This is a genomic window from Colwellia demingiae (assembly GCF_007954275.1).
Classification (GTDB): Bacteria; Pseudomonadota; Gammaproteobacteria; order Enterobacterales; family Alteromonadaceae; genus Colwellia; species Colwellia demingiae.
The window spans coordinates 57,956-79,476 of record NZ_VOLT01000003.1 but is presented as its reverse complement, the minus strand read 5'-3'; the positions used below and the strand labels follow the sequence as shown (position 1 = coordinate 79,476).

18 protein-coding genes are annotated in these 21,521 nt (G+C 37.1%); 9 read left to right on the top strand and 9 right to left on the bottom strand.

The window, feature by feature from the left end; all coding sequences use genetic code 11:
- Positions 1 to 21 precede the first annotated feature (21 nt).
- The 4 genes from ESZ36_RS05945 to ESZ36_RS05930 all read left to right on the top strand — a co-directional run bounded on the left by ESZ36_RS05945 (position 22) and on the right by ESZ36_RS05930 (position 5,811).
- The gene (locus ESZ36_RS05945; protein ID WP_146784985.1) at positions 22 to 495 is read left to right on the top strand and encodes a phosphatidylglycerophosphatase A family protein; all 474 of its coding nucleotides are present in this window, start codon (positions 22 to 24) and stop codon (positions 493 to 495) included.
- A gap of 408 nt (positions 496 to 903) precedes the next feature.
- Positions 904 to 1,260 (top strand): ribosome hibernation-promoting factor, HPF/YfiA family, encoded by a 357-nt coding sequence (hpf, locus tag ESZ36_RS05940; RefSeq protein ID WP_146784983.1) that lies wholly within the window; start codon positions 904 to 906, stop codon positions 1,258 to 1,260.
- Between the two features lie 172 nt (positions 1,261 to 1,432).
- A complete protein-coding gene (locus ESZ36_RS05935; protein WP_146784980.1) occupies positions 1,433 to 2,683 on the top strand; it encodes an efflux RND transporter periplasmic adaptor subunit in 1,251 nt (416 codons plus the stop codon).
- Positions 2,684 to 2,697: 14 nt separating this feature from the next.
- A complete protein-coding gene (locus tag ESZ36_RS05930) occupies positions 2,698 to 5,811 on the top strand; it encodes an efflux RND transporter permease subunit (protein WP_146784977.1) in 3,114 nt (1,037 codons plus the stop codon).
- A 101-nt stretch (positions 5,812 to 5,912) separates the two neighbouring features.
- Here the strand turns inward: ESZ36_RS05930 and ESZ36_RS05925 are convergent, their stop codons facing one another.
- Both ESZ36_RS05925 and ESZ36_RS05920 read right to left on the bottom strand, forming a co-directional pair.
- On the bottom strand, positions 5,913 to 6,068 hold the full coding sequence (locus tag ESZ36_RS05925) for a DUF2986 domain-containing protein (RefSeq protein ID WP_146784973.1): 156 nt from the start codon (positions 6,066 to 6,068) through the stop codon (positions 5,913 to 5,915).
- Between the two features lie 75 nt (positions 6,069 to 6,143).
- On the bottom strand, positions 6,144 to 6,569 hold the full coding sequence (locus ESZ36_RS05920) for a hypothetical protein (protein WP_146784970.1): 426 nt from the start codon (positions 6,567 to 6,569) through the stop codon (positions 6,144 to 6,146).
- A 147-nt stretch (positions 6,570 to 6,716) separates the two neighbouring features.
- Between ESZ36_RS05920 and dbpA the strand changes: the two genes are divergently transcribed.
- The 4 genes from dbpA (at position 6,717) to ESZ36_RS05900 (ending at position 11,629) form a co-directional block, all read left to right on the top strand.
- Positions 6,717 to 8,123 carry an ATP-dependent RNA helicase DbpA gene (gene dbpA / locus ESZ36_RS05915; RefSeq protein ID WP_146784967.1) on the top strand — a complete coding sequence of 469 codons (1,407 nt, stop codon included), beginning with the start codon at positions 6,717 to 6,719 and terminating at the stop codon, positions 8,121 to 8,123.
- 20 nt (positions 8,124 to 8,143) lie between these two features.
- Positions 8,144 to 9,253 carry a cell division protein ZapE gene (gene zapE, locus ESZ36_RS05910; RefSeq protein ID WP_146784964.1) on the top strand — a complete coding sequence of 370 codons (1,110 nt, stop codon included), beginning with the start codon at positions 8,144 to 8,146 and terminating at the stop codon, positions 9,251 to 9,253.
- A gap of 605 nt (positions 9,254 to 9,858) precedes the next feature.
- Positions 9,859 to 10,698: a DUF2884 family protein gene (locus tag ESZ36_RS05905; RefSeq protein WP_146784961.1), complete on the top strand. Its 840-nt coding sequence runs from the start codon at positions 9,859 to 9,861 to the stop codon at positions 10,696 to 10,698.
- A 130-nt stretch (positions 10,699 to 10,828) separates the two neighbouring features.
- A complete protein-coding gene (locus ESZ36_RS05900; protein ID WP_146786095.1) occupies positions 10,829 to 11,629 on the top strand; it encodes a tRNA-uridine aminocarboxypropyltransferase in 801 nt (266 codons plus the stop codon).
- Positions 11,630 to 11,816: 187 nt separating this feature from the next.
- Here ESZ36_RS05900 and serA read toward each other — a convergent pair whose 3' ends face one another.
- The 7 genes from serA to ESZ36_RS05865 all read right to left on the bottom strand — a co-directional run bounded on the left by serA (position 11,817) and on the right by ESZ36_RS05865 (position 20,255).
- Positions 11,817 to 13,070, bottom strand: coding sequence for a phosphoglycerate dehydrogenase (gene serA, locus ESZ36_RS05895; protein ID WP_146784958.1), 1,254 nt, complete (start codon positions 13,068 to 13,070; stop codon positions 11,817 to 11,819).
- Between the two features lie 182 nt (positions 13,071 to 13,252).
- Positions 13,253 to 13,909 carry a ribose-5-phosphate isomerase RpiA gene (rpiA, locus tag ESZ36_RS05890; protein WP_146784955.1) on the bottom strand — a complete coding sequence of 219 codons (657 nt, stop codon included), beginning with the start codon at positions 13,907 to 13,909 and terminating at the stop codon, positions 13,253 to 13,255.
- A gap of 309 nt (positions 13,910 to 14,218) precedes the next feature.
- The gene (locus tag ESZ36_RS05885; protein ID WP_146784952.1) at positions 14,219 to 14,623 is read right to left on the bottom strand and encodes a hypothetical protein; all 405 of its coding nucleotides are present in this window, start codon (positions 14,621 to 14,623) and stop codon (positions 14,219 to 14,221) included.
- A 263-nt stretch (positions 14,624 to 14,886) separates the two neighbouring features.
- Positions 14,887 to 15,726 carry a 2,3,4,5-tetrahydropyridine-2,6-dicarboxylate N-succinyltransferase gene (gene dapD / locus ESZ36_RS05880; RefSeq protein ID WP_146784949.1) on the bottom strand — a complete coding sequence of 280 codons (840 nt, stop codon included), beginning with the start codon at positions 15,724 to 15,726 and terminating at the stop codon, positions 14,887 to 14,889.
- Between the two features lie 48 nt (positions 15,727 to 15,774).
- Entirely contained in the window at positions 15,775 to 18,411 is a 2,637-nt protein-coding gene (gene glnD / locus ESZ36_RS05875; protein WP_146784946.1) for a [protein-PII] uridylyltransferase, read from the bottom strand.
- A 146-nt stretch (positions 18,412 to 18,557) separates the two neighbouring features.
- The gene (map, locus tag ESZ36_RS05870) at positions 18,558 to 19,346 is read right to left on the bottom strand and encodes a type I methionyl aminopeptidase (protein WP_146784943.1); all 789 of its coding nucleotides are present in this window, start codon (positions 19,344 to 19,346) and stop codon (positions 18,558 to 18,560) included.
- 288 nt (positions 19,347 to 19,634) lie between these two features.
- On the bottom strand, positions 19,635 to 20,255 hold the full coding sequence (locus ESZ36_RS05865; RefSeq protein WP_146784940.1) for a hypothetical protein: 621 nt from the start codon (positions 20,253 to 20,255) through the stop codon (positions 19,635 to 19,637).
- A 405-nt stretch (positions 20,256 to 20,660) separates the two neighbouring features.
- Here ESZ36_RS05865 and rpsB point away from each other — a divergent pair, with 405 nt between their 5' ends.
- Positions 20,661 to 21,389: a 30S ribosomal protein S2 gene (gene rpsB, locus ESZ36_RS05860; RefSeq protein ID WP_146784937.1), complete on the top strand. Its 729-nt coding sequence runs from the start codon at positions 20,661 to 20,663 to the stop codon at positions 21,387 to 21,389.
- The last annotated feature ends 132 nt before the right edge of the window (positions 21,390 to 21,521 follow it).

Genomic DNA, 21,521 nt, shown 5'->3' with positions numbered 1-21,521 from the left:
TAATCAATAAGCAATTACTATATGTCGGGTAAAAATACAAAAGTTAACTTTAATCTCGCTAATCCAATTCAATTTTTAGCATTAGGTTTTGGTAGTGGACTAGCACCAAAAGCACCTGGTACTTTTGGTACACTTGCTGCGGTGCCATTATTTTTACTAATGAGCGGCTTATCTCCATTATTCTATGGGTTACTTGTATTTGTTGTATGTATTGCAGGTATTTATATTTGTGGTAAAGCGGCAAGTGATGTTGGCGTTCATGACCATGGTGCTATTGTCTGGGATGAATTTGCTGGTTTTTTTATAACTATGTTTATGATACCGGTAAGTTGGCAGAGTGTTCTAGTCGGTTTTATCTTATTTCGAATTTTTGATATTGCTAAGCCCTGGCCAATATCTGTTGCAGATAAAAAATTAACTGGCGGCTTTGGTATTATGTTTGATGACGTGCTTGCTGGATTATTTTCACTGGGTATTATGCATATTATCTTTTAACGAGTTAGCTTTTCCTTGGTAATCGTTTTATTCTTATATAAAAACCAAAAGGTTAGGGTTGTTGATATTTAAAACAAACGCTATCCTTTGTATTCACTTCAATCAATTTACATTGAATAAATTTCGACCCTAAAGATATCCAGCCCCCTTAGTTAACAATTAGTGATAATTTTCTTCATTTCTTTACTTTAGATCAATAGTATTTTATCGGCTTTTACGCTATTTTTAATGCTAGGCGATTTGTGGTGCTTCTTAACGGGTTGTTGTTGGTATTTTATAAATATTTAACACACTGACTTGTTTTAGCAAAACTTGCCCTCAGGTCTATTGTTAAGTGACACGTTGTTATTTAGATAAAATGTCATTTAGGTTAATTAGTCTTTAAGTAATAGTAAAAAAGGAATACCTATGAAAATAAATCTTTCTGGTCATCACGTAGAAGTTAATGATTCAATCAAAGAGCATATCGAAGAAAAATTCTCTAAAATAGCCAACCATTTTCCAACACTAATTGCCTTAGATGTAATTATCTCTAAAGAACACCATAAACATCAAGTTGAGTTAACCACAACTTATGAAGGTGGCCGTATTTCCGCTACAGGGACTAATGAAGTCATGTATCCTGCAATTGCTAGTGCAGCAAAAAAATTAGATGCAGCCCTTAAGCATAGAAAGGGTCAACTAAAAGCCAACTTACATGAAAAACCAGATCCTACTACACCTGAAATTGCTCATGAGAAAGTTCAAGAAATGAACTTAGCTTAAAGTTAAAAAGTGTACATAATAAAAAAGCTGTTGAACTTAGTTCACAGCTTTTTTTTTGCTAATAATTTATACTATTCTTTAATTAGTACAAATAATTACTGTATTGAATACACCCTGTGTAATAATCAACATAATTCATAATAAAAGCATTAACCTTAAAAGGAATAATTTGATGCTCAAGCGCTTTTTTAAAAACACTACCCGATCTAACCTAACAACGAGTAAGCTTATATTTTTTGGACTCTTATCTCTAACACTTACGGCTTGTAGTAAGGAAGATGTTAAGGTTAAACCCCCAGCCCCTGCAGTTTCAGTCTACTCAATCAAGTCACAATCCATTGGAGGATATCGTGAATTTGTCGCGCGCACCGAAGCTTCAAAAGAAGCTGATTTACGGGCTCGTGTTGAAGGAGAGTTACTTGAACGCCGTTTTCGTGAAGGGAGTTTTGTTGAAAAAGGTCAAGTATTATTAAGAATAGACCCCGCGGCTTATCAAGCTGCCTTGTCATCAGCTAAAGCTGACTTAAGTTCTAAAGAATCGGGTGAAGAAAACGCGAAGCGTAACTTAAAACGAGCTAATGATCTTATTAATGATGGTTACATTTCTCAATCAGACTTTGACAGATTAACGACTGAGGAGTCACAAGCTAAATCTGCAGTTAAATCGGCACAAGCTGCACTTGAGCAAGCTGAACTTGATTTAAGCTATACCACTATCACTGCACCGTTTAGTGGCCTTATTGGTAAAGTAAATTTCAATGTGGGAAACATTGTTAGCCCAACGAGTAATGCTTTGGCAACGCTTATCATTAGTGACCCAATCTTTGTTAGTTTTCAAGTGGAAGAAAGCACCTATGTCTCCTACCAACAAGAGCATCAGGGCTCTAAGACTAAAGAGGGCGGGGAGTTTGATATTTCATTGCGTTTACCTAACAATTCAGAATATCCAGAAAGCGGAAAGTTAGACTTTGCTGATACTAAAATTTCTGAAGGCATGGGTACCGTCGAGCTGAGAACTGTTTTTCCTAATCCTCATAATATTATTATACCAGGCTTATTTGTTACCTTAATTCTTGAAAGCCAGAAGAAAGAAGAAATGGCATTAATTCCTCAAGCGGCAGTGCAAGAAGGCCAACAAGGTAAGTTTGTCTTAATCGTTGACGAAAATAATAAAGTGAAACAACGTCACGTCGTGCTAGGCCGAAGAATCAATGCAATGTGGGTGGCTGAAAAGGGTGTTGCTATTGGTGAGAAAGTGATTATTGAAGGATTACAAAAAGTTCGTTCTGGTGTTGAAGTCAGAGGCGTTGAGAAGCATGTTGACCCACTTGTCGGTACAATATCTGATCTTGATGATAAATCAGTGGATTCTTCGAAAGTGAACGAACCAACAATTAACCCCAGTGCTACAACTGGTAAGTAATCAAGGACGATTTTATGATCAGTAAAACATTTATCAATCGCCCTAAATTTGCGTTTGTAATATCTATCGTTATTACGCTTGCTGGTTTAATTGCCATGAGCGTACTACCCGTAAATATGTACCCTGAAATTACGCCACCTCAGGTCCAGATTTCAGCTGTCTATCCAGGAGCAAGCGCTCAAATAGTAGAAGAATCAGTTATCAGGCCCATTGAAGAACAGATCAATGGTGTTGAAGATATGATGTATATTGAATCTTCTGCTTCAAATAACGGTAGCGCTGTTATAACTGTATTTTTTAAAGTTGGCACCGATGGTGATATTGCACAAGTAAATGTACAAAATAGGGTCGCACTGGCCACGAGTTCATTACCATCAGAAGTAACGCGTCAAGGGGTTGATGTTAAGAAAAAATCCAGCTCTATGTTGTTAGGCATTAACTTATTCTCTGAACAGGAAAGTATCAATCAGCTCTTCTTAAGTAATTATGCGACAAACTACTTGACCGAGCCTCTAGGGCGTATCAAGGGTGTTGCCTCAGCAGAAGTGATGGGTGAAATGACCTATAGCATGCGTGCATGGTTAAATCCAGAACGCATGTCATCGCTTAGTATTACCGTTACTGAAGTGCAACAGGCATTACAAGAGCAGAACATGATTGTTGCTGCTGGTAAATTAGGTGCTAGCCCAACATTACCAAATCAGCAGTTTGAGTACTCTATTCAAGCAAAAGGTCGTTTGCAAACACCTGAAGAATTTGGTCAAACAATAATTCGAGCTCAGCGTAATGGTAATTTTATTCGTTTAAGTGATATCGCTCGTTTAGAACTAGGCGCTGAAGACTATTCAACACAAGCAAGATTAAATGGTAAAGAAACAGCCTTCCTTGTTATTTATCAATTACCGGATGCTAATGCCACAGAAGTTGCTTCTTTAGTAAAAGCTGAAATGGTAAAACTCTCTCAACGTTTTCCAGATGGTTTACAGTATGTTATCCCATACGACACTACTAAATTTATCGACCGCTCAATTGAAGAAGTTGTAGTTACTTTATTTCAAGCAATTGTCTTAGTAATATTGGTTGTCTTCTTATTTCTACAAAATTGGCGTGCGACCATTATTCCAACCTTAGCGATTCCAGTATCACTTATTGGTACCTTTGCTTTTATGATTTTGATGGGATATTCCATTAACACTGTTACCTTATTTGGTTTGGTACTCGCCATTGGTATTGTTGTTGATGACGCCATTATCGTTATTGAAAATGTTGAACGCATATTAAAAGAAGAACAACTCCCTATTAAAGAAGCGGTAACCAAAGCAATGGAGCAAGTTTCTGGTCCTATCATTGCCACCACCTTGGTATTACTTGCGGTATTTGTTCCCGTTGCTTTTATGCCGGGCATAACAGGTGAATTGTACAAACAATTCTCTGTAACTATTTCTTTTGCAGTACTGATTTCTTCATTAAATGCCTTAACGTTAAGTCCTGCGTTGTGTACTGTGCTTTTAAGTGCAGAAAAAATGAAACCAATTACTTGGTTACTCCCATTTGAGCGCCTTATTACTAAGGCGACTGGTGGTTATACTAATACCGTTGGCTTTATGCTTAAGCGACTAACCAGAGTGGGGCTTTTTGTTGGCTTAATCTTTATTGCCGCAGGTTGGTTAACTACTGCTGTTCCAACGGCATTTTTACCGGCGGAAGATCAAGGTTATCTCTTTGTTGATATTCAGTTACCAGATGCCGCTTCAAGTAATCGTACTCAAGCTGTTTTGGACAAAATAACACCAACTATTTTAAATGATGCTGCCGTAGATGACATTATTACCGTCTCAGGCTTCTCATTACTTGGTGGTGCTGGTTCGAATAATGGTCTTGCCATTATTCTCCTTAAAGATTGGGAGGAACGTACCACGCCTGAACTTGGATTAAAGCAAATTATTCCTCGTCTAATGGGGCAGTTGTGGACAATGCCTGATGCTCAAATTATGGTCTTTAACCCACCACCTATTCCTGGCTTAGGTAATAGTTCAGGTTTTGACTTCAAATTGCAAGACAGTGAAGGACGAGATCCTGCCGAATTAGCGCAAGTGATGAATGGACTTATTTATGAAGCTAATCAACGACCTGAATTATCACGTGTTTTTAGTACTTATCGTGCCAATGTACCGCAGTACTTTTTAGAAGTAGACCGTAATAAGGCGAAAGCACAAGGTGTCGCATTGTCTGATATTTTTTCTACTTTACAAGCTCAGTTAGGCTCTTTGTATATTAATGACTTCAGTCAGTTTGGTCGTACTTATCGGGTAACAATTCAAGCGGAAAGTCAGTATAGAGCTGAACCTTCAGATCTAAGATATTACTTCGTCCGAAATAAAGATGACGAGATGGTACCGTTAACTACCTTAGCAAGCGTTAAACCTATCTTAGGACCAACAACGATTAGTCACTTTAACTTGTATCGTAGTGCAAGTATCACAGGTAATGCCGCTCCTGGTTATTCTTCAGGACAATCTATTGATGTAATGGAGGAGTTAGCGAGCACATTACCTCAAGGGTATATTTATGAGTGGTCAGGACAGTCGAAACAAGAATTAGAAGCGGGTAACTTAGCACCAATACTGTTTGGTTTAGCTATTATCTTTGTTTACTTATTCTTAGTGGCACAATATGAAAGTTGGACTATTCCATTCTCGGTAATAGCAGCGGTACCTTTGGCCTTGTTTGGCGCTATGTTGGCGCTGTACACAGTAGGCATGGCTAATAATATTTATGCACAAGTTGGTTTGGTCTTGTTAATAGGTCTTTCGACTAAAACTGCAATTTTGATTGTTGAATTTGCTATGGAGCAAAGAGCTGCTGGTGAAACGATAATCAATGCAGCACTTAATGCGGCTAAAATGCGTTTTCGTGCGGTATTGATGACTGCATTTTCGTTTATATTAGGTGTGTTGCCACTTGTTTTTGCAACGGGTGCAGGGGCTGGAAGTCGTGTTTCTTTAGGTATCACTGTATTAGCTGGTATGATTGCAGCAACACTATTTGGTACTTTACTTGTGCCTTATTTCTACCTCTTGATTCAACGTATGCGAGAAAAGCTAAAAGGACAATCAGACGTAACCTAATGTTTAGTGATTGATAATATAGAAAAAGGGCACTCATTGAGTGCCCTTTTTTATTTGTTTACTGGTAACACACCTGATAACTATGACATGTAACTTCGGAGCTACTCTTGCTCTAGTTCTTGCGTATTGTCTTCTTCTGCAAGTTTAGCTCTTTCTGCTTTTGATACATATTTAGGTTTGTTACTTGTATGTAGCTTTGAATTAGCTTTTTTAACTTTCTTTTTTAAAATATCGTTCATTTTCTTTTTTCTGTTCATCTTATTATCTCTACATCTAAACTAAAAATTATTTTGACTATTAAGTACTACATATTTGCTATTCAGTGCAGGGTACTAAAAAATAAGGACCACAAGCATCAAAGGAAAATACGGGTATAACACCGTTGGCTTCAACGAATTACTAACATATTCTGCAATAAGCGTCTTTGCAGCAGGGCGATTTGCTTGCCACTGCTTATAGAGCAAATAAGGCTTCATTAACTCGTTTGATTGCTCATCATTATGAAGGTCTAATCTGTCTTCTATTTCTATTATCGCATTTGCTGTTCTTTGCTGAAAGGTTTTCCATATACCTTCTTGTAACCAGAGCGTTGCTAATATTAGTAATGCAACAAAAGTTGCTACTGAAAAAGTAAAAGCAAACATGGTGATAGCCGTTGCAATAAGCTTGATTATTAACGCATAATTTTCATAATTTTCATGATTGTTATGTAAAGTTTGCCATTGCTCAACTAATAACTTATTTGAATCTGTCGTCATAGGTTTGAATATACTGGGGTTGTACAAAAATTACTGTTATTATGCGCGCATTATCTATCTCATGAAAGTTTCTTATCTTTGTATTGATAGCTTTCTTATTTTTTGGCTTAGCTTTGACTAAGCCGCTTTTATCCAGAGGCGTTTATTTTGAGTACTAATACAACTACTTCATCGTTAGCTTTTACTTCGTTGAGCTTAAAACAGGATTTAGTTAAAAACTTATCGTCGCTTGGCTATGAGAAAATGACACCCATTCAAGCTAAAACTTTACCTGAATTACTTAAGGGAAAAGATGTTATTGGCGAAGCTAAAACGGGCTCAGGTAAAACTGCTGCTTTTGGTTTAGCATTACTTAACAAACTAGAAGTTAAAAAATTTCGCATTCAATCTATGGTGATTTGTCCAACCCGTGAACTGGCTGACCAAGTTGCAAAAGAGTTGAGAAAACTAGCTCGTGGTATTCATAATATTAAAATATTGACGCTTTGTGGAGGAACACCATTTGGTCCACAAATTGGTTCTTTAGAGCATGGTGCGCATGTTATTGTTGGTACCCCAGGTCGCCTTGAAGAACACGTTATAAAAGGCACCTTACAATTAGATAACTTAAACTTATTAGTGCTTGATGAAGCTGATCGCATGCTAGAAATGGGCTTCCAAGCTGCACTTGATAATATCGTTGGACGTACACCACTTGATCGTCAAACGTTACTTTTTAGCGCCACGTTCCCTGATCAAATTAAGTCCATTAGCGAAAGCATTATGACCGATCCTGTGATGGTGAAAATCGCTTCAAGTGAAGACCAATCAACGATCAGTCAGAAATTCTTTAAAGTGGGTAATGATGACGATCGCCTAGACGCGTTGCGTTTATTATTACTAGATAAGCAAGTTGAATCGACGGCCATTTTTTGTAATACCAAAAAAGAAACCCAACAAGTCGCTGATGCCTTACACTTCGATGGTTTTAGTGTATTAGCGTTACACGGCGATTTAGAACAACGCGATAGAGATCAAACATTATTACGCTTTGCCAACAAAAGTGCTTCAATTCTTGTTGCTACTGACGTTGCTGCACGAGGCTTGGATATTGATAGCTTAGATTTAGTTATTAACTACCACATTGCGCGCGATAGTGAAGTACACGTACATAGAATTGGCCGAACAGGTCGAGCAGGCAGCACAGGTATCGCTTATTCACTGTATAGTGACAAAGAAAGTTATAAAGTTGGCTTACTTGAAGACTACCTTGAAGCAGTTATTACACCTGAGCCGTTGCCATCATTAGCAGTACTTGCTAATGAACGTCCGCAAGCTAAAATGGCAACCATTCAAATTGATGGCGGTAAAAAGCAAAAAGTTAGAGCTGGAGACATTTTAGGCGCACTTACTGGCGATAATGGTGTGCAAGGCTCGCAAGTTGGCAAAATTTCAGTGCTTGATAACAAGGCCTATGTTGCGGTTACTAAAGCGGCTTTAAATTTAGCATTGAAAAAAATATCTAAAGGTAAAATGAAAGGCCGTACCTTTAATGCTCGCCATTTAACTAATTAGTTACTAGATTAAAAAATTTAATGAAACATGCCTACCAAGAGTTGCTTGCTAACAAGCAACTCGATTTTGATACCGCTCAAACTCATGCTGTCGATGCCTTAATACTGCTATCTGAGCAGTTGCTAGCCCAACAGCACTTACCTGAAAAGTTAAAAAAAAACATCCCTGGATTATATTTTCACGGCAGAGTAGGTCGAGGTAAAACGATGCTGATGGATTTGTTCTATCAGCACTTAGCCATTAAAAATAAAAAGCGCATTCATTTCCATCACTTTATGGAAAGTGTTCATCAGCAACTAGCCCAACTAACCGGGCAGTCTGAGCCCCTTAGCCATATAGCTGCCAAGTGGGCACAAAACATTGACTTATTATGTTTTGATGAGTTTTATGTGAGTGATATTGGTGATGCCATGTTACTTAGTGGTCTATTTTCAGCACTATTTACCCAAGGTGTGACCCTTGTTGCTACCTCAAATTGTCAACCTGAGCAGCTTTACCGTAATGGCTTGCAAAGAGAACGTTTCTTACCCACCATTGCATTAATCAATCAATATTGTCAGATTGTTTCTATTAATGGTGACGTTGATCACCGCCGTACTAACTTTTCAATAAACAGTTGTTATAGTAATTATTTTTTATTAGTAAACCAAGGTAATACAAAGTTAATCGAACGTTTTCAAAGCTTGACTGAGACTGAAACATTAGTTCCTGGTGAGATAGAGATTAATCACAGACAACTCTGTTACTTAGCGCAAAGTGATAGTGTTATTTTCTTCGATTTTTTCGCATTATGCTCTGGTCCTCGAAGTCAGCGAGATTATATGGTACTAGCGAAAGACTTTGACACCGTATGTATTGCTAACGTCCCTAAGTTTTCTGGTGAGTTAGTACCAGCAGTTTTTTCCGGGGTTGAGGACAGTTATCAACGCAGTGGCGTTTTGATGGGAGAGTTGCAGCAGCTTGATGATGAAGCGAGAAGGTTTATTGCGTTGGTTGATGAATTCTACGATCAAAACGTCAAATTAATTGTTAGCGCTCAAGTAGACATATTCGATCTTTATCAAGGCCAGCAGCTTGCCTTTGAGTTTGAACGCTGTCAGTCTCGATTAATTGAAATGCAACAAAGCTGATAATACCAAGTTCATTAAGTTATTTCTCACTCAGCGAGAATTAAAAGGCTTAAAGGCAAGGCATTGATTGAAGAGAATGGTTATTCAGGAGAATATGCTCCTGCATTCTCTAATAAGCTGCATCCATGCAGCGTCCTTGTCAAAATCAATAACACAGCATGTAAGCCTTTACTTTTTTATTAGATACTCGCCCTTGGGAGCTTGTCAGAAAAGCAATAACTGCACAAATTTGTGAGATATAGAATGACTATACTAGCAAAAATTTTGTTTGTTATAACTCTTCTGACATAGTTCTGAGGTGGGAATAAATTTAATGGAATTGGTATAACTTGTATAAAACACAATTAACTAGCTAATTTGACTAAATGATTTATTTTTAATTGTTTGTTTAATCGCTGCAAATTATTAACTTATTGATAATTAACAATAAATAAAGTTGGCACTATGTTTGTAAGAGTTATGCTAATGATTACTAGGTTTATGATGATTGATCTGTAGTTACTTATACTTGTTATCGTAACTACTTGTAAAAGTAATCCTACTCAATAACGTTCATTAACCGTAATAAATGACTCAACAATAATAAATATCTTAAGGATCGAATCATGGCTTATTTACACGCAACATTAATCGCTAGCGCAATCACAGTATCTCTTGCATCATCGGCTGTCTACGCCAATCAATCGTGTGATGTTGATTTATCGGCAGGGTTTGCAATCAACGCTAGTTCGATCGAATTTTTACATGATGAAGGTGAGAATGAGAACAAAAATCGTAGCTTGTATAAAATAATTGATGGTAAAAAACTGTTGGTCGACAACCAAAAAATTGAATTATCTGATGCTCAACAAGCACTTGTGCAAAAGTATGATGAAAAAATACGACGTCTAGTGCCTCAAGTTAAAAGTGTTGCTATTGACGGCGTTGATTTGGCCATTGAAGGTGTAAACCTCGCGTTCAATGGTTTACTCGGAGAGGGCAATGCCGTTGCAGCTGACTTAACTACAGAGTTAACGTTAATTCGAGAACAAGTATCAAAAAACCTATCCATTGAAAATGGCGTTTCTGTTGGTGTAGAAGGTTTAGAAAGCGAGGAGTTACTTGGGAAAGATTTCGATCAACGTATTGAGTCGGCGGTTGAAAAAGCGGTACTAAACTCAATGGGTAGTATCTTAATTGCCATGGGTCAACAAATGGTTGCTTCAGAAGGTGACGAACGAAGCTTTGAAACCCGTATGGAAAATTTTGGTGAAAACATCGAACATGAAATGACTACCAGATCTGCTGTGATAGAGAAGAAAGCAGAGGCTTTATGTATCAGTATTGCTGAGGTTGATGCTTTAGAAGAGCAACTAAAAGTTGAGATAGAGCCACTTGCTCGTATTAATGTTTTTACTGTGACACAAAAACATTATGAAGAAGCGTCCGATGCAACAGCAAAATAACCGCTAAATTAGTCTCGCTAATTAATACCTTTAATTAATACCGTTAATTAATACCGGGAATAATGTTAAACACACTGACCTTGCACTGTTATAATAGCTGGGTCTTTTTTATCTTTATATTTTGTCAAACATGCACGCTGTTCATCAATTACACCAATACCGTAAAAGTCTTAGTACAACTACCTATAAAGCAAGAGGGCAGCGTGTAATTCGCTGTCCATTATGTCAACTTGCTAAACAATTCTGTATCTGCGAAATATCACCGAATAAAGAGCAAGTGGAGACCACTGCAGGATTTTTGTTATTAATGTATGACACTGAGGTATTAAAACCGAGTAATACCGGGAAGCTCATTGCAGACCTCATTCCGGATACCTTTGCTTTTTTATGGTCAAGAACTCAAGAGAACCTTGAGTTATTAGCTGTGCTTAATGATGAAAAATGGTTTCCCCTTGTCGTTTTTCCGCAAGAATATGCTGATGAGGAACGAAAAGTATTTACTAATAAGGTTATTTGCCCTGAAGGTAAAAGGCCTCTATTTATTATGCTTGACGGCAGTTGGCGTGAAGCTAAAAAAATGTACCGTAAGAGCCCGTATTTAGATAGATTTCCCATGGTATCATTTGATGCAAAAACGGCTATTGAAGCCGTTAGCGGTAATTGTCAAAATGATAGTAATGGTCAGTTATCACCTGTAGGTCTTGACTCTCGATATACGGTAAGAAAAACTGAGCTTGAACATCAATTTTCAACCGCAGAAGTTGCCTCTAGAGTATTAGATATGCATGGGGAAACAACCAATGCTCACGTACTCGATTTATGGTTTGATGTTTTTAATTTCCAATATCAAAAAGGCGTCTGTCAACGCAATAAAGGAAATGTTAATGCCATTGAAAACTACCAAAGCTTTCTAGATAAGACATATCGATAAAATCCCAGAATAGCAATTAGTGGCGTAGAATATTAACTTAATGGCATATTAGCTCAGCTGTTAGTCAATGTTTAAGAAAATTCGTTAACCAAATTTACATACAAAAGGGCCCGTTTATATATTTATAAACGGGCCCTTATTTTATGCTTTAAATATTAGGTAAAGAGAATCTTCAGCCTCTACCTAATTAATGCAATATTCTAGCGCGTATAGTGCCATCAACATGTTTTAACTGTTCTAACGCTAAAGAACTATCTTCTGAGTCAAGATCAATAACAACATAACCAATTTTATCATCGGTTTGTAAGTATTGTGCTGCAATATTAATATTATGCTCAGCAAATGCTTGGTTAATTTGAGTTAAAACACCTGGTTGGTTATGGTGAATATGTAATAAACGGCTGGTATTCTTTTGGCCAGGATAAGAGTGATCTGGTAAAGATACTTCAGGGAAGTTCACTGCAGATAGACTCGAGCCATTATCTGAATATTTAGCTAGCTTTGTTGCTACTTCTAAACCTATGTTGGCTTGTGCTTCTTTAGTACTACCACCAATATGTGGTGTTAGAATAACATTATCAAATCCGCGTAAAGCCGAGATAAACTCATCATTATTACTCTTTGGCTCTACAGGGAATACATCAATTGCAGCCCCTGCAATTTTTTTACTATCCAAAGCTTGTGCTAAAGCATCGATATCGACCACAGTTCCTCGAGAAGCATTAATAAAAATAGCGCCTTCTTTCATTGCTTCGAATTGAGCTTGTGCAATCATATTTTGAGTTTGCGCTGTTTCGGGTACATGTAAGCTCACAACATCGGCTTCACCAAGTAATACCTCTAACGATGGCGATTGACTTGCATTACCTAACGGTAATTTAGTCTCTACGTCATAAAAGCGTACTCTCATCCCTAATGTTTCTGCCAAAATACCTAATTGCATGCCAATATGACCGTAACCAACAATACCTAGCACTTTGCCACGGGCTTCTACTGAACCAACTGCCGACTTTAACCATTCACCACGGTGAGCTTTTGCACTTTTCTCTGGAATACCACGTAGTAATAATAGTGTTTCACCAAGAACAAGCTCAGCAACCGAACGAGTATTTGAAAAGGGTGCATTAAAAACGGGTATACCACGAGTTTGAGCAGCTTTTAAATCAACTTGGTTGGTGCCAATACAAAAACAACCGATAGCAACCAACTTATTCGCATGACTTAGTACTTTTTCAGTTAACTGAGTACGTGAGCGGATGCCAATAAAATGAACATTTGCAATTTTTTCAATTAACTCACTTTCTGAGAGTGAGGTTTTAAGCGATTCAATATTTGAATAACCTTTTAGCTTCAATTCTTCTAGAGAGCTTGGGTGTAAGCCTTCAAGTAATAAAATTTTAATCTTACTTTTTGCTAATGAGTTTTGGTTGGCAATGATCATAAATTGGCTTCACTTATCAAAATTAAACGGCTAAATATACTTTCGTTTAGATGGCTAGATATCTAAATAGAGGTTTAACATATCATATAGTGTATAAACTCTAAAGGATTTATTGAGCACTTTATAGAATAAATATGCTTAAAATCTGATTTTTTAATTAAAAACTGGATGCTACTAACAAATTACTGGATGACCTGGATACCATCTGTGCTACCGAGTACTAATATGTCAGCGCCACGAATTGCAAACAAACCATTTGTCACAACACCAACAATACCGTTAATTTGACTTTCTAGTGCTTTAGGGTCGAGGATCTCAAGGTTGTATACATCAAGGATAACGTTGCCGTTATCTGTAGTTACACCTTGACGGTAAACAGGGTCGCCACCTAATTTAACTAATTCACGTGCGACATAACTCCGCGCCATAGGTATTACTTCAACAGGCAAAGGGAAATTACCCAATACTCTTACTTGTTTGGAATTGTCAGCAATACAAATAAATTTCTTGGCAACAGCTGCAACGATTTTTTCACGGGTTAATGCTGCGCCACCGCCTTTGATCATTGCCATATGACGAGTGATTTCATCTGCACCATCAATATATACATCTAAGACATCAACGCTGTTTAAATCAAATACCTCAATACCGTGTGCTTTTAAACGCTTAGTTGACTCTTCTGAGCTAGAAACGGCACCTGCTATTTTATCTTTCATAGAGGCTAAAGCATCAATGAAAAAGTTAACTGTTGAACCTGTACCAACACCGACGATAGTATCATTTTCAATGAATTCTAATGCCTTAATTGCGGCTGCTTTTTTCATTTCATCTTGAGTCATGTTATATGCCTTGTTACCAAAAAATTATCGTTTAAATGGATATAAGTGGGTAATAGTAAAGTGAGTGCGAATAAGCCTTGAAGGGCTATAAAAGGCAATTATAACACTAAAATATTCTTATAGTTAAAGGTTAGTTACAACTATGACTGTTTGTTTTAGGTGTTTTATTAGGAATTGTTATGGGCAGTAATGATTAGGTTTATTTATTGTGATTAGGATGAGAAAAAAATATCAAAGGTGAACAGTAAATAATTGCTTAGACGCTGATTTAATTAACATAATACGAGTGCATAATTACAGCTAATAATGCTATTTTGGCATAGCGCTTATTGTAACTGCATTGATATCCTGAGCAATAGTCTGCGCATATTGAGAGCTTGCTCTGGTATTTATATCTTGGTTCTTTTTATCACCTTTTATTTGTACACCAACAATAGTGCTATCAGGAAAGTAATTTGCTTGGCGTTGTGCAAAGGCTAACATCATTCGCTGATCTTCAGGCATGGGTCTATTAAGTAATGAAAGCATCAACTCGTGATCTGATGATGCTGATTTCTTGACAGAGTCTTTATGGTAAGTGGTAAATTCATTATGGCTAAATTCTTTAGCAAAGTAGTGGTTATTCTCACTGTTTGAATTTACTTGCGTGGTATTAGAACAAGCTCCGAGTACCAGAAAACAAAGTAAACAGACTGCTAATTTAAATACTTTCATAACAAACCTAATGATAAATAATGCGATTGAATTATTATCAATACAGCAAGTGTTATACCAGAAAGTTATTTTTTATAAATAAGGAGATTTTATAAATGATAATGCTATGAAAATATTAACTAAAATGGAGTGATAATATTCTAGTTATTTTTATTTATTTCATAAAAAAGCTCATTAAATACTTATTTATTAGTAATAAGTATTTAATGAGCTTGATTATATTAAATAGCGTCAAATTTTTAGCTATTCATTTTTTAAATCAATTACTCTTCTGATACCGCGCGCAATAGTTCGTTGATACCAACTTTTGCTAATGTTTTTGCATCAACTTTCTTCACGATAATCGCAGCGTATAAACTGTATGTACCACAGGCTGAAGGTAAATTACCTGGAACTACCACTGAGCCAGCAGGTACTCGTCCATAATGTACTTCACCTGTTTCACGGTCAAAAATACGGGTGCTTTGGCCGATGTAAACGCCCATAGAAATTACCGCACCTTCTTCTACTATAACGCCTTCAACGATCTCTGATCGTGCGCCAATAAAACAGTTATCTTCAATAATGGTTGGGCCAGCTTGTAAAGGCTCCAACACTCCACCAATGCCGACACCGCCAGATAAATGCACATTTTTTCCAATTTGTGCACAAGATCCAACCGTTGCCCAAGCATCGACCATACAGCCTTCATCGACAAAAGCGCCGATATTGACAAAGCTCGGCATTACCACAACATTTTTACCAATAAAACTACCAGTACGAACGCTTGCGCCAGGGACTACACGAACACCGTCAGCTTCAAACATTGCTTGCGTGTAACCTTCATATTTCATCGGTACTTTGTCAAAAAAAGTACTTTCTGCACCATCAATTACTTGGTTATCCCAGATACGAAAAGAAAGTAATACCGCTTTTTTAAGCCATTGGTTTACATGCCAGCTACCATCTACTTTCTCGGCTACGCGCGCACTACCGTTATTTAATGCTGCTAAAGCATCAAGTACTGCGTTTTTAACATCACTTGAAACGGTTGCAGGTGAAATACTGGCTCTTTCTTCAAAGGCTTGTTCAATTACACTAGCTAAGTGTTTTAAATCTGTCATTAGGCTTTCCTATTTGAAATTTATTAGTGTTATAAGGCTGTAACTTAGTTAATCAATCTCTTGCGTTAACCTAAGTGCTAAGGCTTCTTTTTCTTGAGTAGTTAGCGCATCATCATTTTCGGTTGAAATAGTGAAAACATCATCAGCTTTTTCACCAAAGGTTGTTATTTTTGCTGAGTGGATATTAACCCGTGCCTCTAAAAATAATTGACTAATGTTGGACAATAAACCTGGTCTATCCAGAGCTATTATCTCTATCATAGTTCGATTTTTTGCATGTATTTTAATAAAGTTAACGCGTAGCGGCACTTTAAATTTTTTCATGTGTCTCGCTAGCTTTGGTTCAGGAAGCTCGCAGATATTTACTTGCTGTAGTCTATCAACTAACGCTTGACCCATTTCCTTGGTATAGAAACGTTCTCTTAAAGGTTTATTACGACTGTCGAGTACCACAAAGGTATTTACCGTATAGCCAGTTTTTGTCGTGATAATTTTTGCATCATGAATCGATAGCTTTTTTGTGACCAAAAATGAAACTGTATTGGCAAAGGTGTTGTTTTTTTCTTTTGTGAAAATAAATACTTCCGTCCCACCTCTATAAGGTATAGGGCTGATGAGTACTAATGGTTTTTCTCTATCGTGTTCGATAATGTTCTGACATTGACGGGCTATTTGCTCTGGTGAATAACGTAAAAAGTAGTCAATTCTAAACTCACGCCACAAGGCTTTAATACTGTGCTCATCAACATTATTTTCGCTTAACAAAGCCAATGCTTGTTGTTGATTTTCTCTAATTTTAGAACGAACTTCTACAGGTTTTTCTAAACCATGTCGAAATGCACTTAAGGTATTAAAATATAGCTCTTCAAGCAGGTTTGCTTTCCAATTATTCCAAAGACTTTCATTGGTACCGCGCATGTCAGCAACGGTTAAACAATAGAGGTAATTTAAATGTGCTTCATCTCGAACTATTTCACCAAAAGTACGAATAACATTCTCGTCATTAATATCACGACGCTGGGCAGTAACAGACATTAATAAATGATGTTCAACAAGCCATGCCACCATATTACTGTCATGTTTGCTCAATTGATGTGACAAGCAAAAAGTTAAGGCATCAACAGCACCTAATTTAGCATGATCGCCACCACGACCTTTGCCAATATCGTGGAAAAATCCAGCAAGGTAGAGTACTTCTGGTTTACGAATTTTTTGCACTATTTTACTACATAATGGAAATTTATGATTATGCTCTTTTTGACTGAATTGGTGCAAATTCTTAATGACTCGGTAGCTATGTTCATCCACTGAGTATGCATGGAACAGGTCAAATTGCATTTGGCCAGCGATATTACGCCAAAGCGGTAGATATGAACTTAGTATGCTATGTCGGTGCATCAAAGTTAATGCTAAACCCAAGCCACGTGGATGACGAATAATAGCCATAAACATTCGGCGACATTCTGCATAATCAATTAATCCGGAAATTAATCGTCTGCGAGCATTACGCATTAACCTCATGGTATGTGAATGTATACCTTTAATGCCGGGTTCTTGAGCAATGATCAAAAACATTTCAATCATTTTGACTGGTCGCATAAATATGCGGTCATTTCTGGTGTTGATTAATTTATCAACTAGTTCAAAATCTTGGTTAATAATACTGATACTACTCAGCTCAGGCTTCTTAATGATAGCTTGTTCAAAATGCTGTAGCAGCATGGTATTTAATTCTGTCACTCGAGCAATAATACGAAAAAAACGTTTCATCATACGTTCTACAGGGGCTTTCCCCTCATCACCAAAGCCCATCATCTTCGCAACATCAGCTTGATAGTCAAATAAAAGACGATTTTCGCTACGGCCGGCAACAAAGTGCAGTGCAAAACGCATGCGCCATAGATAATCTTGTGATTCTAGCAACTCAAAAAATTCATTTGGATAGAGGTAGTCGTGTTCAACCAGTTCTTCTAAGGAATCGGCTGAAAAGTGTCGTTTTGCTACCCAAGCGATAGTTTGAATATCACGCAAACCACCTGGGTTCGCTTTTAAATTCGGTTCAAGGGTATACGCCGCACCTCGGTATTGTTGATGTCTGGCTTCTTGTTCTTTGCATTTGGCAATAAAGAATTTCTCAGAGGTCCAAAAAACGTCTTCACTTAATAAAGGTGTTAATTGTTGAGTAAGTGTTTCGTTACCGGCAACTTGTCGCATTTCCATTAAATTAGTCGCAACGGTTACTTCTTTTACCGCTTGTTTTAAACACTCTTTAATAGAACGAACACTGTGGCCAATATCAAGTTTAATATCCCAAAGCTGGGTAATGAAGCTTGATATTTTTTCTTCAAGTTCGAGGTCAACTTCTTCTTGCGTCAGTAATAATATATCAACGTCAGATTGAGGATGTAGTTCCCCGCGACCATAACCACCGACAGCAATAAGGGTAATTTGAAATTCATCGAGATGGTGTTGGCACCAAAGCTTCTTTAAAATAGCGTCTACAAAAACAGCCCGTGCTGATAATAAATCATTTATATCGTTATCAATAAAAACGTCTTTTAACCAAGAGTTAAATGATTGGCTTAATTGGCAGATATCTCGAGTAGATAAAAAGTCAGCACTAATAGCTAACTGATCAATAAAGTGTGACGGAACTATATGTACGGATGCGGAATGACTAGTCAAGAGCTTACCTTTTATCTATAGCGATTAATCTGTGGTTTTTAATGTTTTATACCCGTTATCAATGCAATTTGCATTATTCCTGCAGTTTGAATGTTAACGGGGTTATACCAATCGGACCAACAAATTAATCCGTTTGGTATTAGATACTAATTATGTAATATACGCGCAATTGTTTCTTCTTTACGTAAAGTTAAAATCTCACAACCGGTTTTAGTTACTACAATGGTGTGTTCCCATTGCGCAGACCTTTTACCATCGGCAGTATAAACAGTCCAGTTATCCGTTTTGTCTAAAGTAGTACCGGCGCGGCCCAGGTTAACCATAGGTTCAATGGTGAAACACATGCCTACTTCCATTTTAGTTTTGTCATTATTTTTATAATGCATAATTTGTGGTTCTTCATGAAACTCTTTACCAATACCATGACCACAATAGTCTTTAACAATAGAATAACGACCTGATTTTTTGACGAACTTTTGAATAGTTGCGCCAATTTCACCAAAAGTGGCGCCTGGCTTAACTTTCTTAAGTGCTAAATAAAGTGACTCTTGAGTGATTCGACATAGGCGATTATCTTCAGCTGATGGTTCACCAATAATAAACATTTTACTGGTATCACCATGATAACCGTCTTTAATTACTGTGATATCAATATTAATAATATCGCCATCACCTAACACTGTTGCATCAGGAATACCGTGGCAAACAACATGGTTAACAGAAGTACAAATAGACTTTGGGAAGTGATGGTAGTTCAGTGGTGCAGATATAGCATGTTGAACCTTTTCTGTGTAATCGGCACATAAGGTATTGAGTTCATCAGTACTGACACCTGCTTTTACATGCGGAGCGATCATTTCTAAAACGTCAGCAGCTAATTGTCCAGCAATACGCATTTTGGCTATTTCGTCTTGGCTTTTTATGGTGATGCCCATCTTGTTCTATCTCTTTTAGTTTACGCTAGCCGGATTGTTACTTGCGGCTAAGCTTTCAATTAATTTTAATACCAATAACGGTAACTAAGTGATCATTTTTATGTGGCCTAAATATCCAATAACGTCGGTGCTTTCAATGGTAATAGCCAGCTATCACTCGATTAAGCACCTTGTTTTTTGAAAATTTATTGTCATTGCTAATTTTTCAATGGAAGCAGTAGCCTATAATTAATGTCATTGGTATGATTTCATCTTTATCGATGAGCAACGTGCTAATAAGATAGCAAGTTAACTGTATTTATTTAACTCTAATTTTATCGCATCAACGATGGCATTAGGATCTTCTAGGTAAAAATTGTGATTAAGTAGGATGAGTTCATCATCTATAGCCAATAATAATGCAGGAATGGCTTGAGTTCCTATTATATCTTGTAGGGCATAAATTTCATGCACTTGTGCCGCCGCATCAGTGGTTAATTTGGTTTTATTAATCACTTTTGCCGGTACAGATAATTTGAACTCTTCAATAATGTCGTTCAAATCTGCTGGCTCACTTAGGTCATTACCTGCTGAGAAATGTGCTGTCTGCAGAGCGTTTAATAATCCTAATGCTTGCTGTGGTGTTTTACCCACAGCCCAAGTCATGAGGTTGGCACATAAGGTAGAATCTTTTCCTTGTGTTAACTTACTCATATAATCAGGTGAAAAGTTAACTGAAGACAAGTCTTTAACTTGAGCTATTTGTTGCTTAGTTATTATATTCTCGCCGTCGGCATCTGAAAAGTAGGCGCAATGCCATAAATTCAAAGCCACTTCTGGTAACGCTTGGTTTACCGCATTCACTAAGGGAGTTGTTGCATAACTCCACGGACAGTGACTGTCATAAATGAAAAATAATTCTGCTGCCATTATTTACTCTACAAAAGTTGATGATTTTAATTAAATATATCTATATCCGATGATTTTAACTCGCCTTGTCCGATTATCCCACTATAAATCGACATTTGATGACAAATCATTTTTACCTCGCTAAAGGATCCTTTTTATGGTATAAAATGCGGCGCTTAATTTTTAGTTAATCTACACTGTCTTTTTTATAAACGACAATAAATGGGTTAGCTTGGTTAAGTGACAATTTAAATCGACTATTTGAACAAGAGGCTTTTTAGTTTTTTGGCTTATAAGTCATTATTATAAACTCACATACATCTATTAAAGGTATACCGGGGTGCTCAGCTTTTGACTCTAAAGTCGAAACAAAGGAGTCGTGTATATTGGGTGTATGAACGCTTAACCCCATAAAGGAAAAGAAAAATGTCAAACGTTTCAATGCGCGATATGCTTAAAGCAGGTGTTCACTTCGGTCACAAAACTCGTTACTGGAATCCTAAAATGAAGCAATTCATTTTTGGTGCTCGCGATAAAGTTCATATCATTAACCTTGAACAAACAGTTCCTATGTTCAATGAAGCACTTACTTTTGTAAACAATGTTTCATCGAAAAAAGGTAAAGTATTATTTGTTGGTACTAAACGTGCTGCAAGTGATGCAATCAAAGATGCTGCTATTAAGTCTGACCAATTCTACGTTAACCACCGCTGGTTAGGTGGTATGTTGACTAACTGGAAAACAGTTCGTCAATCTATCAAACGTTTAAAAGATTTAGAGTCTCAAAGCACTGACGGTACTTTCGAAGCGTTAACTAAGAAAGAAGCGTTAATGAGTACTCGTGAAATGGAAAAGCTTGATAAAAGCTTAGGTGGTATCAAAAACATGGGTGGTTTACCTGACGTTTTATTTATCATTGATGCTGACCACGAGCACATTGCTATTAAAGAAGCAAACAACCTTGGTATCCCAGTAATTTCTGTTGTTGATACTAACTCAAACCCTGATGGCGTTGATTACGTTGTTCCAGGTAACGATGATGCAATTCGTGCTGTCACTTTATATTGTGATGCTGTTGCTAACTCAGTGATCAATGGTCGTGAGCAAAACATCGTAGTACAAGCTGAAAAAGACGGTTTTGTTGAAGCTGAATAATTTCAGTTAATAACACGTTTATTTTCTATTGCCACAAAAGTACGCTTTTGTGGCAACTTATTTAATACTTATGCCCGACATTGATTTAGTAATAACTCAAATTAGGGGATAACTGAAAACCGAGGAATTAAC

Bases quoted from the DNA above. Each gene is read 5' to 3' on its own strand.
- ESZ36_RS05945 (WP_146784985.1), top strand. From the start codon at position 22: ATGTCGGGTAAAAATACAAAAGTTAACTTTAATCTCGCTAATCCAATT.
- hpf (WP_146784983.1), top strand. From the start codon at position 904: ATGAAAATAAATCTTTCTGGTCATCACGTAGAAGTTAATGATTCAATC.
- ESZ36_RS05935 (WP_146784980.1), top strand. From the start codon at position 1,433: ATGCTCAAGCGCTTTTTTAAAAACACTACCCGATCTAACCTAACAACG.
- ESZ36_RS05930 (WP_146784977.1), top strand. From the start codon at position 2,698: ATGATCAGTAAAACATTTATCAATCGCCCTAAATTTGCGTTTGTAATA.
- ESZ36_RS05925 (WP_146784973.1), bottom strand. From the start codon at position 6,068: ATGAACAGAAAAAAGAAAATGAACGATATTTTAAAAAAGAAAGTTAAA.
- ESZ36_RS05920 (WP_146784970.1), bottom strand. From the start codon at position 6,569: ATGACGACAGATTCAAATAAGTTATTAGTTGAGCAATGGCAAACTTTA.
- zapE (WP_146784964.1), top strand. From the start codon at position 8,144: ATGAAACATGCCTACCAAGAGTTGCTTGCTAACAAGCAACTCGATTTT.
- ESZ36_RS05905 (WP_146784961.1), top strand. From the start codon at position 9,859: ATGGCTTATTTACACGCAACATTAATCGCTAGCGCAATCACAGTATCT.
- ESZ36_RS05900 (WP_146786095.1), top strand. From the start codon at position 10,829: ATGCACGCTGTTCATCAATTACACCAATACCGTAAAAGTCTTAGTACA.
- serA (WP_146784958.1), bottom strand. From the start codon at position 13,070: ATGATCATTGCCAACCAAAACTCATTAGCAAAAAGTAAGATTAAAATT.
- rpiA (WP_146784955.1), bottom strand. From the start codon at position 13,909: ATGACTCAAGATGAAATGAAAAAAGCAGCCGCAATTAAGGCATTAGAA.
- ESZ36_RS05885 (WP_146784952.1), bottom strand. From the start codon at position 14,623: ATGAAAGTATTTAAATTAGCAGTCTGTTTACTTTGTTTTCTGGTACTC.
- dapD (WP_146784949.1), bottom strand. From the start codon at position 15,726: ATGACAGATTTAAAACACTTAGCTAGTGTAATTGAACAAGCCTTTGAA.
- map (WP_146784943.1), bottom strand. From the start codon at position 19,346: ATGGGCATCACCATAAAAAGCCAAGACGAAATAGCCAAAATGCGTATT.
- ESZ36_RS05865 (WP_146784940.1), bottom strand. From the start codon at position 20,255: ATGGCAGCAGAATTATTTTTCATTTATGACAGTCACTGTCCGTGGAGT.
- rpsB (WP_146784937.1), top strand. From the start codon at position 20,661: ATGTCAAACGTTTCAATGCGCGATATGCTTAAAGCAGGTGTTCACTTC.